The sequence below is a fragment of the Tissierella pigra genome (assembly GCF_009695605.1).
Lineage (GTDB): Bacteria > Bacillota > Clostridia > Tissierellales > Tissierellaceae > Tissierella > Tissierella pigra.
The window spans coordinates 20,556-36,089 of the sequence record NZ_VUNQ01000036.1; the positions used below are offsets into that span (position 1 = coordinate 20,556).

At 29.7% G+C, this 15,534-nt stretch carries 11 protein-coding genes, 1 rRNA gene and 2 riboswitches; of the genes, 1 reads left to right on the plus strand and 11 read right to left on the minus strand.

Annotated elements, in window-relative coordinates; genetic code table 11:
- Window positions 1-5 precede the first annotated feature (5 nt).
- Complete coding sequence (locus FYJ83_RS14140) at window positions 6-1,295, minus strand: homocysteine synthase (RefSeq protein ID WP_154441559.1); 1,290 nt, start codon at window positions 1,293-1,295, stop codon at window positions 6-8.
- A gap of 136 nt (window positions 1,296-1,431) precedes the next feature.
- Window positions 1,432-1,545: riboswitch (SAM riboswitch) on the minus strand.
- Between the two features lie 80 nt (window positions 1,546-1,625).
- Window positions 1,626-1,725, minus strand: a riboswitch (SAM riboswitch).
- Window positions 1,726-1,814: 89 nt separating this feature from the next.
- Window positions 1,815-2,798, minus strand: a complete 984-nt coding sequence (locus FYJ83_RS14145) for a D-cysteine desulfhydrase family protein (protein ID WP_154441561.1) — start codon at window positions 2,796-2,798, stop codon at window positions 1,815-1,817.
- A gap of 288 nt (window positions 2,799-3,086) precedes the next feature.
- On the opposite strand from FYJ83_RS14145, the gene FYJ83_RS14150 reads away from it, so the two are divergent.
- The gene (locus tag FYJ83_RS14150) at window positions 3,087-4,553 is read left to right on the plus strand and encodes a methyl-accepting chemotaxis protein (RefSeq protein ID WP_154441563.1); all 1,467 of its coding nucleotides are present in this window, start codon (window positions 3,087-3,089) and stop codon (window positions 4,551-4,553) included.
- Between the two features lie 68 nt (window positions 4,554-4,621).
- Here the strand turns inward: FYJ83_RS14150 and FYJ83_RS14155 are convergent, their stop codons facing one another.
- The 9 genes from FYJ83_RS14155 to rrf form a co-directional block, all read right to left on the minus strand.
- Window positions 4,622-5,788 carry a baeRF6 domain-containing protein gene (locus FYJ83_RS14155; protein ID WP_154441565.1) on the minus strand — a complete coding sequence of 389 codons (1,167 nt, stop codon included), beginning with the start codon at window positions 5,786-5,788 and terminating at the stop codon, window positions 4,622-4,624.
- 162 nt (window positions 5,789-5,950) lie between these two features.
- Entirely contained in the window at window positions 5,951-6,913 is a 963-nt protein-coding gene (locus FYJ83_RS14160; protein WP_154441567.1) for an ABC transporter ATP-binding protein, read from the minus strand.
- Window positions 6,900-7,889 carry an ABC transporter ATP-binding protein gene (locus tag FYJ83_RS14165; RefSeq protein WP_154441569.1) on the minus strand — a complete coding sequence of 330 codons (990 nt, stop codon included), beginning with the start codon at window positions 7,887-7,889 and terminating at the stop codon, window positions 6,900-6,902. Before FYJ83_RS14165 ends, FYJ83_RS14160 begins: the two co-directional genes overlap by 14 nt.
- A 29-nt stretch (window positions 7,890-7,918) precedes the next feature.
- The gene (locus FYJ83_RS14170) at window positions 7,919-8,851 is read right to left on the minus strand and encodes an ABC transporter permease subunit (RefSeq protein ID WP_154441571.1); all 933 of its coding nucleotides are present in this window, start codon (window positions 8,849-8,851) and stop codon (window positions 7,919-7,921) included.
- Window positions 8,852-8,875: 24 nt separating this feature from the next.
- On the minus strand, window positions 8,876-11,257 hold the full coding sequence (locus FYJ83_RS14175) for an ABC transporter permease subunit (protein WP_154441573.1): 2,382 nt from the start codon (window positions 11,255-11,257) through the stop codon (window positions 8,876-8,878).
- A 160-nt stretch (window positions 11,258-11,417) separates the two neighbouring features.
- A complete protein-coding gene (locus tag FYJ83_RS14180) occupies window positions 11,418-12,410 on the minus strand; it encodes a lipoate--protein ligase (protein ID WP_154441575.1) in 993 nt (330 codons plus the stop codon).
- A gap of 25 nt (window positions 12,411-12,435) precedes the next feature.
- Window positions 12,436-14,067 carry an MBL fold metallo-hydrolase RNA specificity domain-containing protein gene (locus FYJ83_RS14185; protein WP_154441577.1) on the minus strand — a complete coding sequence of 544 codons (1,632 nt, stop codon included), beginning with the start codon at window positions 14,065-14,067 and terminating at the stop codon, window positions 12,436-12,438.
- A 31-nt stretch (window positions 14,068-14,098) separates the two neighbouring features.
- Complete coding sequence (locus tag FYJ83_RS14190; protein ID WP_154441579.1) at window positions 14,099-15,283, minus strand: NAD(P)/FAD-dependent oxidoreductase; 1,185 nt, start codon at window positions 15,281-15,283, stop codon at window positions 14,099-14,101.
- Between the two features lie 125 nt (window positions 15,284-15,408).
- Window positions 15,409-15,525 (minus strand): 5S ribosomal RNA (gene rrf, locus FYJ83_RS14195).
- Window positions 15,526-15,534: the final 9 nt, after the last annotated feature.

A 15,534-nucleotide genomic window follows, 5' to 3' on the forward strand; every position in this document is an offset into this window, starting at 1 on the left:
TTCTTCTAATTTATAGTCTTTTCAAGGGCTTGAGCAATATCTTCTATTAAATCATCTATATCTTCTATACCTATTGATAATCTTATTAAATCTGGAGTAACACCTGCTTTTAACATTTCTTTTTCGTTTAATTGTGAATGTGTAGTACTAGCTGGATGAATAACAAGAGATTTAGTGTCTGCCACATTGGCAAGATTTGAAAATATTCCTAATGATTCTATAAATTTTTTTCCTTCTTCAATCCCACCCTTTATTCCAAATGTAAATATAGAGCCTACTCCTTTGGGAAAATATTTTTTAGCAAGATTATTATACTTATTTCCATCTAAACTAGGATAGTTTACCCAAGAAACTAAAGGATGATTGTTTAAATATTCAGCTATTCTCTTTGCATTATATACATGTCTTTCAACTCTCAATGATAAGGTTTCAAGACCTTGTAGAAATAAAAAAGAATTAAAAGGACTTATTGCTGCTCCAGTATCTCTTAAAAGTTGTACTCTAGCTTTTACTATATAAGCCTCTGGTCCTATATCTTTGGCATATACTAGACCATTATAGCTTGGATCAGGTGTATTAAAATCTTTAAACTTAGGATTATCTAACCAATTAAATTTACCAGAATCTACTATTATTCCTCCTATTGAAGTACCATGTCCTCCAATGAATTTAGTTGCAGAATGAACTACAATATCTGCTCCAAATTCTATGGGCCTTATAAGATATGGTGTACCAAATGTATTATCGATAATTAAAGGTATATTATTTTCATGTGCAATCTTAGCTACAGCCTCAATATCAATTATATTTATTCCAGGATTACCTATACTTTCTATGAAAATTGCCTTAGTCTTTTCATTTATAGCATTTCTAAAGTTTTCTACTTCATCTGAGTCTACGAATACTGTATTTACTCCATATTTAGGTAATGTTGTAGAAAACAAAGCATAAGTGCCTCCATAGAGAGTACTTGCAGATACTATTTCATCTCCAGCACCAGCAATGTTTAAGATTGCATAAGTAATTGCAGCTGCTCCAGAACTAACAGCCAATGCTCCAACTCCTCCTTCTAATGCTGCCACTCTTTTTTCAAAAACATCTGTGGTTGGATTGCTCATTCTTGTATAAATATTTCCTTCTTCCTTTAGAGAAAAGAGATTTGCTCCATGTTCAACACTATTAAATACATAAGATGTAGTCTGATATATGGGAACAGCTCTAGAATTAGTTGTCTTATCGATTTCTTGTCCTGCATGTACTTGTAATGTATCAAATTTATATTTTATTTCACTCATTATAATCTCCCCTTTATTGTTTTAAATTTATTTGTTGCATAATAATAAATAAAGCTTCTATATAAAAAAACCTCCTTTCCTAATTTTTTATATTAGATGAAAAGAGGTTACATTTATATTCTATATAAACATTATCTTCTCATCTTCCCATAGTAACTTACACTTTGGGTAGGATTTGGCACCTTTTCAGACTGATCTGAAGGTTGCCGAGGTTTCTTAGGGCCTTTCCCTCCACCTCTCTTGATAAGAATATTTAATTGTTGATTTTTAAAATTATACTTATCTGCAATAAAAAAACCTCTTTAGCTAAAAAGAGGTAAAATTATCGTAATCTTATCTCTCAGCCAATGCCGTAGGATTTAGCACCATTGTATTTAATACTGGTTGCTGGGTTTCATAGGGCCTTTCCCTCCACCACTCTTGATAAGTCTTAATTTTAAATTAAACTAATTATATTAGATATATAAATATATGTCAACAGTTATTTTCTTTATTTCTTGATATTTTTATATTTTAATATTATTTCACCATACTTCTTGCAACACTATTCCATCCAAATATACCTCCAGTGTGGATAAATAATATATTCTTATGATTATCAAATGTTCCCTTTTTTATTTCCTCTACTAGGCCATACATAGCCTTTCCAGTATATACAGGATCTAAAATTAAACCTTCTAATTTTGCTAATTTATGAATAAATTCTATTTCATTTTCATTACTTAGAGCATATCCACTTCCAATATATCCATCTAAAATATCTATATCTTTTTTGTCTACATGAATTTCCTCTCCTGTATATATGGAGATTCCTTTAAATAATTTTAATACTATGTTTTTGAAGTATTCTGCATCATCACAGATATTTATTCCATAAACTACTGCATTATTATCTTTTATATAGTTTCCATAGTATAATCCTGCATAAGTACCACCTGAACCAACAGTACTAACAATGGCATCAAATTTTATACCTAATTCTTTTTCTTGGGACAATATTTCTTCCACTGCTGCACAGTAGCCTAGAGATCCTACTCCATTGGAAGCTCCCATGGGAATTATATATGGCTTATATCCTTCTTTTTCTAGTTCCTTTTTTATATTTTCCATAATGTTTTCTATATGAGAATTAAATTCTTCTGGAGCAACTAATTTTATCTTTGCTCCCAATATTTTATCTAAAAAATAGTTTCCTTCCAGTTCTGAATCCTGATTACCCCTCAGTACAAGATATACTTCCATACCTAGTTTTCTAGCTACTGCCGCTGTAGCTCTAGCATGATTTGATTGTATGCCACCACAGGTAATTAGATAATTACAACCATTATCTATGGCTTCTCTAACAGCATACTCCAATTTTCTAATTTTATTTCCTGATATTTCACCTCCTGTTTGGTCATCTCTCTTTATATAGATTTCTTTACCTAATTCTTCACTTAGTCGACTTAGCTTTTCGATTTTTGTTGGTAAATTTGCAAAGTTGAATTTTTCTGGTAATCTCATAAACACCCCTCCAATATATAGTTTAAATTAAAAATCTTTACAATATTATAGTATCAGAAGGTACTAATCCTTTCAAACAAAACCTTATCTAGGAATCATTAACACATTTCTATTAAATAAAATTATGAATCCAATTTATATCAATAAAAAGCATGGACTTTTTTAGCTTTAAGTTATATATTATTAATGTAATAATTTTCAACAACAAATATTTAGTATTATAATTTATTTTATATAAGATTCTAATATTGAATATTTGCCTTATAACTAATTTAAGAGGTGATTTTCTTGTTTAAAAGATTTTCAAAACCCCCATGTGATGAAGCATCATGTATAGTTAAATATGTAGAAGATTCCCTAAACGGAATATTGGTAGAAAAACCAAATGTTAAATATCCTATACATATTCAAGTATTTGAATACTTTCAAAAATTATTAGATAATGAAAATAAAATGTCTGAGTCAACTAAAGAAATACTTCATATACTTACTGCATTAAGTAGTTTCGATGTAGGGATGAAACATATTTCAAATCAATTAACGGATTTTGCACATGAAATGTCCACTTTAAGTGAATCCAATTTAGCCATGGTAGAAGAAACAACTGCAAGTATGAATCAAGTAAATGAGTCTGTTATAAATACTTCAAAAACTTTGGAGAGTTTATCAGCTGACTCTGAATTATTAGCTAGTAAAAACAATCATAGTATGGACTTACTTAAAGAAGTACAGGCTTTAAAGGATAATGTTATAGAAGATACTGGAATTATGAGTGAAAAAATACATCAACTAGTTAACTTAGCCACAGAAGTAGGTAAAATAGTAGATAGTGTACAATCTATAGCAGAACAAACTAATTTATTAGCATTAAATGCAGCTATAGAAGCCGCTAGAGCTGGTGAACATGGAAGAGGTTTTGCAGTTGTAGCTCATGAAATTAGAAACTTGGCTGATAATACAAAAGAGCAGCTTAATGGAATGAGAGAGTTTGTAAATAATATACATGGAGCAGCCCATGAAGGAAATGATAGTTTAAATCGTACTTTAAAATCTACAGAGGAAATGAATGAAAAAATAGAACTTGTCTATGATATAGTCACCGAGGATATAGAAATGCTTAAAACGGTGTCAGTAGATGTAGATAATATTCATAAATCTATGGAAAGTGTAAAATATGCAACAGATGAAATAAATCAAGCTATGGAAGCATCTACTACAGATTCTGAAAGACTTACTCATATGACTCATAGTATCCATAATGATGCAATACAAACTGTAGAATTTGCAAAACAATTATCTCAAATTGATAATCAACTTTCTACGATTGTATCTACCATGTTTCAAGGGTTAAAAGGTGGAGTTCACGGCCTTACAAACCAAGAGATACAAAACATTATAAAAAACGCCAAAATTGCTCATTTAAAATGGTTAGATGTTCTTAACCAAATTGTAACAGAAATGCACCTTTATCCTTTACAAACCAACTCAAAAAAATGTGCATTTGGACATTTTTATCATTCAATTAAAATAGAACATCTCGAAATTAAAGATGAATGGGAATCAATAGATAACATTCACCATAGTTTCCACAGTATAGGAGATAAGGTTATAACCGCAGTAAAAGAAAAAGATGAAGCGACTGCTAAGAAACTATATCTAGAAGCAAAAGATTTTTCAATTAAAATGATAGGTCTTCTAGATAAAATAGATGGAAAAATAATTGAATTAAGTCAATCAAATTCTTCTGTATTTTAAAATAAAAAATCCGAATAAATTTATTCGGATTTTTTTATAACCCATAAGAAAGTTTTACTTTTTTATTATTAGTACCTTAATACTGCTGCTATAGTTTTTCCATTAGGCATTTTATCTTCATCTACTGCATATACAGTCCCACCTCTTGTTATAGTTAAAGTAGCTACTAGTTCCATTAAATCTTGATTTTTTATTTTTTGTTCTTCGTGAAATTCTATTTTATTAGTTTCTGGGTCAAAATTACCCCATTGAGTTGCTCCCTTAGCAATAAATAATGTTTCCACTTGCCCATTATATGCCTGAGATAATATTTTCCTTAAAGAATCTGAAAAAAGCTTATTTCCTTGACCAGAATATTGTCTATATTTTTCCTCTGCTAATTCTTGTATCTTTAAAAATTTAGGCTCTATAAGAGTCCAGGCCATTTTTTGTAAATCATCTCCATATAATATTTCAGGATTTCCTTTTATGAATTCATCTAATATATTGGGATAGTTACTTATTTCTTTATATATGGGAATTAAATACTCTACACCTGCTAGTACTAAAGGTATTTCATCTCCTTTATATAACTTATTTAAAGGTTCATCTATTGCTCTAAAATACCTTATGAGTTCATTTCTTTCAAAATCATTTTCATTTCCTTGTCCCTGTGTTACACTATTGTATACTAATTCACTTGTACCACCTTGTGGATTTGCAGTTTTAATCGTTAAATTGGTTCTTGGATCATTATCTACTTCCATATCATGAATACTTCGTGGTGCTTCTTCCATCCTAATTTCTTTAACCATTTGCCTTGAAGCCTTAAACAATCTCATTTCATTTTTGCTTAAAGCCAATATAAGATATTGCCCATCTCCTGTAAATAAAGGAAATAATGGCTTTGTATAAAATTTATTTGACACTATTGTTTGTTCTTCTACTTCAAATGGAAGATGATAATAATTTATATTTTCTGAAGTTAGAAATACAGCTAATCCTTCAGTTTGATTTTGCCAAAATACCGTTTCATCTATTAAATCACTGGCAGATTTTAAAATATCTTTAACTTCATCTTTTTCTAATCCCATATTAAATAATTTATCTTCTGCATCTCTTATTCTTTGTTTAAATCTTATTGGATTTTGTTTAATGTCAACACCCATACGAAAGGTAGGAAAATACATTGATACACATAACTTTTCTTCTTTATTTATTAAATCTTCTAATTTCTTTCTAGTTAGTATATTCATTGCAACCTCCTCTAAAAATTATTTGATTTTAAAAAATTATTATCCTTTTTAATTTGCCCACTATATTATTCATTATGTTATAGTTTCTTTAGAATAAGAACCTATATATTGAAAAATCTCCAAATGTATTTTCAACATTTGGAGATTTTTGGTATTTATTTTTTAAAAATTTACTAAATGACAGGCAATCTGGTGTTCATCTAGCCCTTGGAGCTCTGGCTCATTTGATCTACATATATCCATACATTCAGCACATCTAGTGTGGAATGTACATCCTGTTGGAATATTAATAGGACTTGGAATTTCATCTTTTAATATTATTCTTTCTCTTTTGATATCTGGATCTGGTATAGGTGAAGCAGATATTAAAGCTTTGGTATAAGGATGTTTTGGTGTATTAAAAATTGTTTCTGCATTACCTACCTCAACTATTTTACCTAAGTACATAACAGCTACTCTATTACTTACATGTTTTATTACATTAAGCCCATGGGCAATAAATAAATATGATAACTTAAATTCTCTCTGTAAATCCATCATTAAATTTAAAATTTGAGATTGTATGGAAACATCTAAAGCAGACACAGGTTCATCACATACAATAAACTTAGGCTTAGTAGATATAGCTCTTGCAATCCCAATTCTTTGACGTTGTCCACCACTAAATTCATGGGGAAACCTATTTGCATCTTTTTTAGATAATCCCACTAGATTTAATAACCTTACTACTTCCTTGCTATATTCCAATGGCTGAACTATCTTATGTATTGTCAATGGTTGAGTTAATATATCCTGTATAGTCATTTTAGGATCAAGAGAAGCATAAGGATTTTGAAATACTACTTGCAAATCTTTTCTAATAGCTCTAAATTCTCTATCACTAATTTTTGATATATCTCTACCTTCTAATAATATCTTTCCAGCTGTAGGCTTTAGAAGTCTGAGTATTAACTTTCCTGTAGTAGTTTTTCCACTTCCCGATTCTCCTACTAACCCAAGTGTTTCACCGTGATTAATATGGAAACTTATACCATTTACTGCCTTTACAACTCCAGTTTCCATTTCTAAAATTGGAGTGCTTAACGTAAAATATTTCTTTAAGTCAACTACATCAATTATCGTCATATTTCTTTACCTCACTATTTTCATATAAAAAGCAACGAACTAAATGTCTTTCTCCTATATCTGCAAGGGCTGGTATTTCCTTCTTACATTTTTCCATAACATCTGGGCATCTAGTTGAAAAGCGACATCCTTTTGGAAAATCCGTTGGATATGGTACATTTCCTCCTATGGTATATAAAACCTCTGCCTTATCATCAGTTCTTGGGATACATTGTATCAATCCTCTTGTATATGGATTTAATGGATTCTTAAATAAACTAATCTTGCTGCTTTGCTCCATTATCTTTCCGCAATACATAATACAAACTCTATCTGCTATCTCAGCTACAACCCCTAAATCATGAGTAATTAGTAAAATAGACATGCCATTATCTTTCATTAATCTACGAAGTAAATCTAGGATTTCTGCCTGTACAGTTACATCCAATGCAGTTGTAGGCTCATCTGCAATAAGTAGCTTTGGTTCACATGCAATTGCCATAGCAATCATGATTCTTTGTCTCATACCTCCACTAAATTGTGATGGATAGTCTTTATAACGCTTGTCTGCATCTGGTATACCTACTAGCTCCATCATCTTTATAGCTTCTTTTTTTGCATCAGCTTTGGAGATTTTCTTATGTATAATAAGTGTCTCTGCAATCTGATTGCCAACCCTAATATATGGATTCAATGAGGACATAGGATCTTGGTAAATCATAGCAATATCCTTCCCTCTGATTCTTCGCATTTCTCTTTCTTTTTTACTTAATAAATCCTCTTTATTAAATATAATTTCTCCATTTACTATTTTTCCTGGTTCTTTAATCAATCCCATAATAGAAAGGGATGTAACAGATTTTCCACTTCCTGATTCTCCTACTAATGCTACTATTTCTCCTTTATTTATATTAAAATTAACGCCATCTACAGCAGGTATAACTTCATTATCTATATAAAAGTATGTTTTTAAATCCCGTACATCTAATAAACTCATTTCTTACCTCCCTTATGATTTTTTAAATATTAATTTTTAAGTCTTGGAATCAAAACTTGCCTTGTAATATCTAAAATAGTATATAAAGCAAAATAAACAATGGCTAAGATCACTGCAAGACCTAGAAATGCTACTGTACTGCTGCCATCAGCAGCTGGTCTACTATAAATATTTAACATTTCAAAGGCTAATCCTGGAAAGTAAAAAATACGTTCCACAATAAATAAAGACGAAAACATTATTGAAGCAATAGTTGGAAAAGAACCAATTAAGTCGGTAATTATATTTCTCATTATATGGTTTAGTATAATTCGTGACTCTGAAGCTCCCTTTCCTCTAGCTGCTAATATATAATCTCTATCATATACTACTTCTATTGATGAGGCTGTTATTCTTGCAATATATGCTGCTGGTACTAATGCTAATGCTATAGTAGGATATATGGATTGGCTCCAGTGTTCATATCCTATGTGCATAATAGGTTTCATACCAAGTATTGATATTTCATTTGTATATAAATAAAGTGCAGCAAGTTGTACTAAACTTATGGTTAATACATCTGGAACTGATAATGGAATTAAAGTCTGTAGTAGTTTAAAAGTAGATTGTTTTTTCTTCCTTCTACTGTCAAATATTCCTTTGGGAATACCAATTATAAGGGATAATATAGTTGCCATGAAAAAGATCCTCATACTTCTTCCCATGGCAATCTTTATGATTTCTCCTACATCACCACTTTTTCCCAATACCTTATGTTTCAAAAATTTCCCTGATGTTAAAAGTTTAATTGAATTCCATATATCTTCTTTATATATTTCTTTATTTAAGTTACTGATGATTTTCCCCTCAACTTCAGCAAAATCTAAATCTAAGGGAATATTTGCCATTACTATTACCATGAAACAAATGAAAATCAACATTGAAATACTTACTATGAGCTTAAATCCAATTTTTCTATACATCTTTCTCCTCCTTACATTTAAATCCTATTTAAAATTCTCATTTATAGTTATTAAATCTATGAAGTATTGTCCCATATTTATTAACTGTTTTTTATTAATACTCTCTACTGTATCTTTATCTGAGTCAATATATCTACTATAAGGAGAATCTGCTGATAACTTTAGAGATAGATTACTTCCTATATTATAATATGAAGATGAACTTGAATTTTTAAATTCATAGTCTATTTTTTTCTTTTTTAGCCATTTGGATATATTGTTCATCATATCATAAGTCTCCACCTGAAATGCCAAAGGAGAATCAAAGGCAATATTGATTTTTTCTTCATTAGTTGCTAGTCCTATATCAAAATAATATATCTTATAAAAGTTCTGTGTAAATATTCTATTGTGGTTATAATACCTGCTTCCAGAATTAAAAGAAGAATTTCCATCCCAAAAAGCAAAGACTATGGTTTTATCAAGTTTTTCTTCCATCTGTGATAGTACCCTAGCAATTTCTAAATTTATCGCAATATTAGATGCCCTCATGGCAGATATTCTTTCTTCAAATACCCCTACTCCATCATAAGATGATCCAACTATGATTATATCTTTTTTATTATTACTTGAATCCTCCTTGTCCCAATTCTTCCCTGGTAAAATAGCAAAAATATTTCTTCCTTCATGAGCAGGTTTAGCAGGAGTCTTAGTTTTTATTTCAACTTCACAAATATCTGATTTTAGTTTTTCAGCTAATTCGCCCTTAGGAATTATATTATAATTCTTTCCACTATATACAGGCATTTGATTTGGAAGTTCATCAACTCCTTCTAAAGTAACAAAATTAATATCTGGTGTTGAACCATAATACCAAAGTGAATCTCTTATAATTTCATCGTAATTATCCTTTGATTTTACAGATATTATTTTTTTTATATCATCAGAAAGTTTCACTTCTTTCAGCCTTTCTCCTGGTGCTGATATTCCTTTTAATGTAATAAAATCATCATCTTCAAAGATTACATTTTCATCAAAATTAAAACAAAAGGAAACGAAAAGAAAATCCTTTCCTATTTCATAGTGACTAATGTTTCCATCACTAGTAGTTAGTTGTATATTTGCTTGCTCCATAATTAATCTAACACCTGAATCTCCCATGGGAAATAATTGGGTGTAGTTTTCTCCATCATAAGGCTCAAGACCATATTCCTTTAATTTATTTATTATGTATTCCCCTGCTAAATAATTACCCTCAGAACCGGTTAATCTACCTTCGTACTCTGGTTTTATTAACTCTTCTAAATGCTCTATGGCTAAATCCGCTTTAAACTCATATAAACTTTTTGGTGGTGGCATTAGAATGTAAGTCAGTACTAAAATAATACATAGAGTTTTTATAATTGCAGGTTTATAATATTCTTTAAATCTATGTAATTGCTGGAAATATATCTTAGGGGAAAAAATAAATCCAAATCGTCTTATAGTTGATGCAACCCTTGATGTTCTCTTTTCAAATTCTATTCTTAGGCCCTCTCCTGTTAAGTTAAATGCCAATACTCCCACTGCAAAAGCAAGGGCTGGATATAATCCTATCCAATATCTACCTATTCTATTATTAATTACAATTCTAGACAGCATTGCACCCCATTCTGGATTCACACCATATTCTATAGGAGTAGCACCTTCAAATTTAATAAGTTTAGCCCTTGGTCCTACAAATACTCCCAATATACTTAGTTGAGCCAATAGAAAAACAACTAAACCTACTTCTATGAAAACAATACTTATAAGGGAAGGTACTAAATGGGGTACCATATTTTGAATAGCAATTTGTGTTATACTTTTACCTATTGCTATTTCACCTTCAATAAATTCCTCTTTCATGATTTTACTTGCTTTTTCTTCCACCTGTTTAGCTAACTTTCCCCATCCTAGAAATGTTAGTATTATGGTAAATGTAATGATGGATTTATCCAAGGGTTGTTTAGTAAAATAATCAATATTAAAAACAAAAAAACTTATGAGTAAAATAGGAATTGCTGTAAATGTAGTGTTAAAAAATCTAATAATTGTTGAAGCTAATTTACTCCCAATACCTGCCATAATTCCAATAGGTAAAGCTACTAAAACTCTAAATAGAACAATTAATAAAGCTGTTTTTAGTGTTATACTTGCTCCATAGACTATACGGGTATAAATATCTCTACCAAATTCATCTGTACCCATTATATTATCTTCATTAGGCCTCCATGGGGGCATGTCTACCTTGCTTACTTCCTTTCCATTCTCTACTATAGTATAAGTTCTAATATTGCTTTCATAATTAGGATCCTTGTCTGTAAACTTTTCAGGAAATAAAGATATAAGGAATAATATAATCAATAAAATTATCCCAAGATATAATGGAAAATTAATTTTTTTCAAACTATCACCTCTTTTTTTTAGTTTATTTGCTATATTATAGCATGAATTTTACAACTATTCCAATTATTGTAAGAAAAGTTTCTATTAAATTATTAAAAATATAGATAATCTTAAAACTCATAAAAAATCCCTAAATACTTTTAAGCATTTAGGGATTTTTTTATTGAAACATAAGATTTATAAATTCTTCCTCAGAAATATTTCCAAAATATTTTTGCAGAGGTTGATCTTTTATTACATTTTGTACTTCTTTTTTATCATATCTTACTTTATTTAATTTATCTTCAAGTAGTTTCACATCTTCTGTACCGAAAAAATCACCATAGATTTTAATTTCCTCTATGAGTCCATTTACTACATTAAATCTAATATCAATACTTCCAAATGGAAATCTTTTATAATTTTTATAATTGGATTTTGGTGATTCTCCATAGTTCCATTCCCAAGTTGAATACTTTTCTTCAAATAGTTTTTGGATATTATCTAAGTCTTCTTGGGATAGTTTATATTCTTCTGGTTCTAAGCCTTCCATTGCAAATATATTTTTTAGTAATACATCTCTAAATTTAAATATATCTATATCTTCTTCCAAATAAGGTTTTATATTAGTAACTCTGCTTTTTACTGATTTTACCCCTTTAGATTCGATTTTATCTTGTTTTACATTTAAGGCTTTTGACAATACATCTAATTCTGTATCAAATAATAGTGTCCCATGGTTTAAAACCCTTTGTTTCCATACTGATTGAGCAATACCTGAGAATTTTTTCTCATCTATAGTTATATCATTTCTACCAGATAATTCACAGTTAATACCTAATTTTTCTAAGGATTTAACTATCGGTATATTATACTTTTTAAAATCAATTTTTTCAGCACCAGTAGACATACTGATTATACTGAAATTAAGATTCCCAAGATCATGATATACAGCCCCTCCACCAGTTACTCTTCTAACTACCTTTATACCATTTTCATCTACATAATCTTGGTTTACTTCTTCTATTGTATTTTGATTCTTCCCTACAATAATAGCAGGTCCATTTATCCAAAGAATTACATAGTCTTCCTTTAAATCTAAACTTTTAAAACAATATTCCTCAAAAGCTAAATTATATCTTGGATCATTTGAATTGTTCACTAAATATTTCATATATTCCTCCTGCGGTATATAATTTTTATTTTCCTATAATAATATTTAACTCCATTAATGTATGTTGTAAATCTATTAATTGATTTTTAATTTCATCATAATTAGTGGCTAATACTTTAGAGTCTAATAACCTTCCTGATTTGTCTATTAGTGCCTCAAATTGATTATATGCTGTTTTAAACTCATTTTCAATATCCTCTCTTAACATAATAGGGGTTAATTCTATTCCTTTAGTTAATTCAACATCATTTTTAGCTATATTAAAGCTATCTCCAATATTAGGAATTATAGTTTCTATTCTATATAGATGTTTAATAAGGTTTGAAAGAGCTACAGATGCTTCTTCTTCACCATGAACAATAAATATTTTTTTTGGTTTAATCTTAAAATTATTTAGCCAATCAAGTAATATCTTTTGATCTGCATGACCTGAAAATCCTTCCAAATCATAAATCTCAGCTTTTACATCAATTTCCTCTCCAAGTATCTTTACTTTTTTCTTACCATCTAAAAGTATTCTTCCCAGTGTTCCTTGAGCTTGATAGCCCACAAAAACTAAACTATTTCTATTATCCCATAGATTATGTTTTAAATGATGCCTTACTCTTCCTGCTGTAGCCATTCCACTTGAAGATATTATAACTTTGGGAAATTCAAATTTATTTAATGCCATGGACTCCTCTTGAGTTTTTATATATCTTAGATTTTTAAATTCAAAAGGGTTATCTCCACGTAATATAAGTTCTCTTGCCTCTTCATTAAAACTGCTTGAATTCCTCTTAAAAGCTTCTGTAGTTTCCACTGCCATAGGACTATCAACATAAATAGGAATTTTCATATATTCTTCCACTTCAGAATTGTATTCATAATATTTATTTAGTTGGTATATAAGTTCTTGGGTTCTTCCCACTGCAAAAGAAGGAATAATAACAGTACCTCCTCTTAATACAGTTTTATTAATTATATCTATTAAATTTTGAGTACTTTCACTATAGCTCGCATGAATTTTATTCCCATAGGTAGATTCTATAACTAAGTAGTCTGCCTCATCTATATAATCAGGATTATTTATAATAGGTCTATTTGGCATTCCTAAGTCTCCTGAAAATACCACCTTTACTTCCTCATTAGCTTCCTTTATCCATAATTCTAATATTGCAGATCCTAATATATGCCCAGCATCTTTAAATCTAATTTGAATATTATCATTGATCTTTATTCTTTGGTCTATAAAATAGGGTTCAAAATACTTTAGACTATTTTCTGCATCTTTCATAGTATACAAAGGTTCTATAGGTTTTTTTCCTGCTCTTTGTCTTTTCCTATTTTCCCATTCTATATCTGATTCTTGTATCTTTGCACTATCTCTTAACATTATCTTACACAAATCATAAGTTGCATTTGTAGCAATTATTCTACCTCTAAAACCTTCCTTTACTAGCTTAGGAATCCTTCCACTATGATCTATATGAGCATGAGTCAAAATTAAAAAGTCTATATCAGCTGGATTGTATGGAAAGTCATCATAATTTAGTCTTTCCATTTCCTCATTTCCTTGAAACATCCCACAATCAACTAGTATATTATATCGTTCAGTTTTTACAAGATAGTTAGAACCTGTAACCATTTTTGCTGCACCAAAGAATTGAATATCCATAATTATACCTCCAATTTTATGGTATTAGAAACTAAATAAATCTATTATCTCTTTTAATATATTCATCTATTTCCATATTTGCTATTACTGCATTTCTGAGAGCATTTATTTCTTTTAAATCTCCAAATAAAATTACTCCAATAATCTTTTTATCTTTAGTAAATATCTTATGATATATATCCTTTTCTTCATCTTTATATACATATACTTTATCAAAATCATTTATAACTCCTGCAGAAAAAAGCTTTATATCTCCTATTTGCAAAGTTGTAAATATCTTAGGTTGATTATATTTTAAATCTTTGTCTGTCATATTTGCGCCTGCTATTTTACCTTGTTCATTTCCAGCAGTCCATAACCCAAGTACCATACCATCTATTTCAACTACATCTCCTGCAGCGTAAATATTGTCTATATTAGTTTTTAAATCCTTCCCTACTTTTATACCTTTATCATACTCTATATTAGTATCTCTAACTATATCTAGATTTGGTCTAATTCCTGAAGACACTACAATAGCATGGGACTCAATTTCCCTTCCATCTTTTAACCTTATTCCATCAACCTTTCCTTCACCAAGGATTTCTTCTGCTTGAGAATCAAGATATAATTTGAATCCATTATCTAACAATTTCTTCTCTAATTTATCAGCTATTTCTTTATCTAATTGCCTAGGCAATAAATAGGGAGCAAATTCAATTATATTTACTTCCTTTCCTAATTGTTTTAATGACCATGCTGCCTCAAGACCTAGAAGTCCACCACCTATTACTGATACATCTCTTAAAGGTTTTAAATATTCCTTCATTTCATATAAATCTTTTATTGTTCTTAAAGCAAATACACCTTCTTTATATTTTCCATTTATAGGTGGTATGAATGGTCTGCTGCCTGTTGCTATAAGTAGCTTTTCATAGCTTATTTCTTGACCATCATCTAATCTTATTTTATTGTTTTCTATATCTATATTTTCTATAATCTTACTAAGAATAACTTCTATATTTTTTTCCTTATACCAGGAATCTTTACTAACTAGTAATTCTTCATCAATGAAATCTTTAGCAATATATTCTGTAAGTTTTACTCTATAATAAGTATTCATTCCTTCACTACTAACCATTGTAATAGTACTATCTAAATCATTATTTCTTATTTCCTTCGCAGCTGCAAGTCCTGCTATTCCATTGCCAATAATCAAATATTTTACACTTTTCATTATTACTTACACCCCTTTTTTATAAGTTACCTTAATATTTATTACCCAGTTTGTAAGAATATAAGCATAAAAAAAAGAAAGCCCTACTACGACCAACGTAATAGAGCCTTCTATATATATATGTAGCCTGGCAACTTCCTACTCTCCCAGGTCGTTTCCAACCAAGTACCATCGGCGTTAAGATGCTTAACTTCTGTGTTCGGTATGGGTACAGGTGTGTCCATCTTGCTATCGTCACCAGACGAAAACTA

Excerpts from the sequence above, each read along its gene's own strand:
- FYJ83_RS14160 (WP_154441567.1), bottom strand. The coding sequence starts at position 6,913 with ATGACGATAATTGATGTAGTTGACTTAAAGAAATATTTTACGTTAAGC.
- FYJ83_RS14140 (WP_154441559.1), bottom strand. The coding sequence starts at position 1,295 with ATGAGTGAAATAAAATATAAATTTGATACATTACAAGTACATGCAGGA.
- FYJ83_RS14155 (WP_154441565.1), bottom strand. The coding sequence starts at position 5,788 with ATGAATATACTAACTAGAAAGAAATTAGAAGATTTAATAAATAAAGAA.
- FYJ83_RS14185 (WP_154441577.1), bottom strand. The coding sequence starts at position 14,067 with ATGGATATTCAATTCTTTGGTGCAGCAAAAATGGTTACAGGTTCTAAC.
- FYJ83_RS14190 (WP_154441579.1), bottom strand. The coding sequence starts at position 15,283 with ATGAAAAGTGTAAAATATTTGATTATTGGCAATGGAATAGCAGGACTT.
- FYJ83_RS14165 (WP_154441569.1), bottom strand. The coding sequence starts at position 7,889 with ATGAGTTTATTAGATGTACGGGATTTAAAAACATACTTTTATATAGAT.
- FYJ83_RS14180 (WP_154441575.1), bottom strand. The coding sequence starts at position 12,410 with ATGAAATATTTAGTGAACAATTCAAATGATCCAAGATATAATTTAGCT.
- FYJ83_RS14170 (WP_154441571.1), bottom strand. The coding sequence starts at position 8,851 with ATGTATAGAAAAATTGGATTTAAGCTCATAGTAAGTATTTCAATGTTG.
- FYJ83_RS14145 (WP_154441561.1), bottom strand. The coding sequence starts at position 2,798 with ATGAGATTACCAGAAAAATTCAACTTTGCAAATTTACCAACAAAAATC.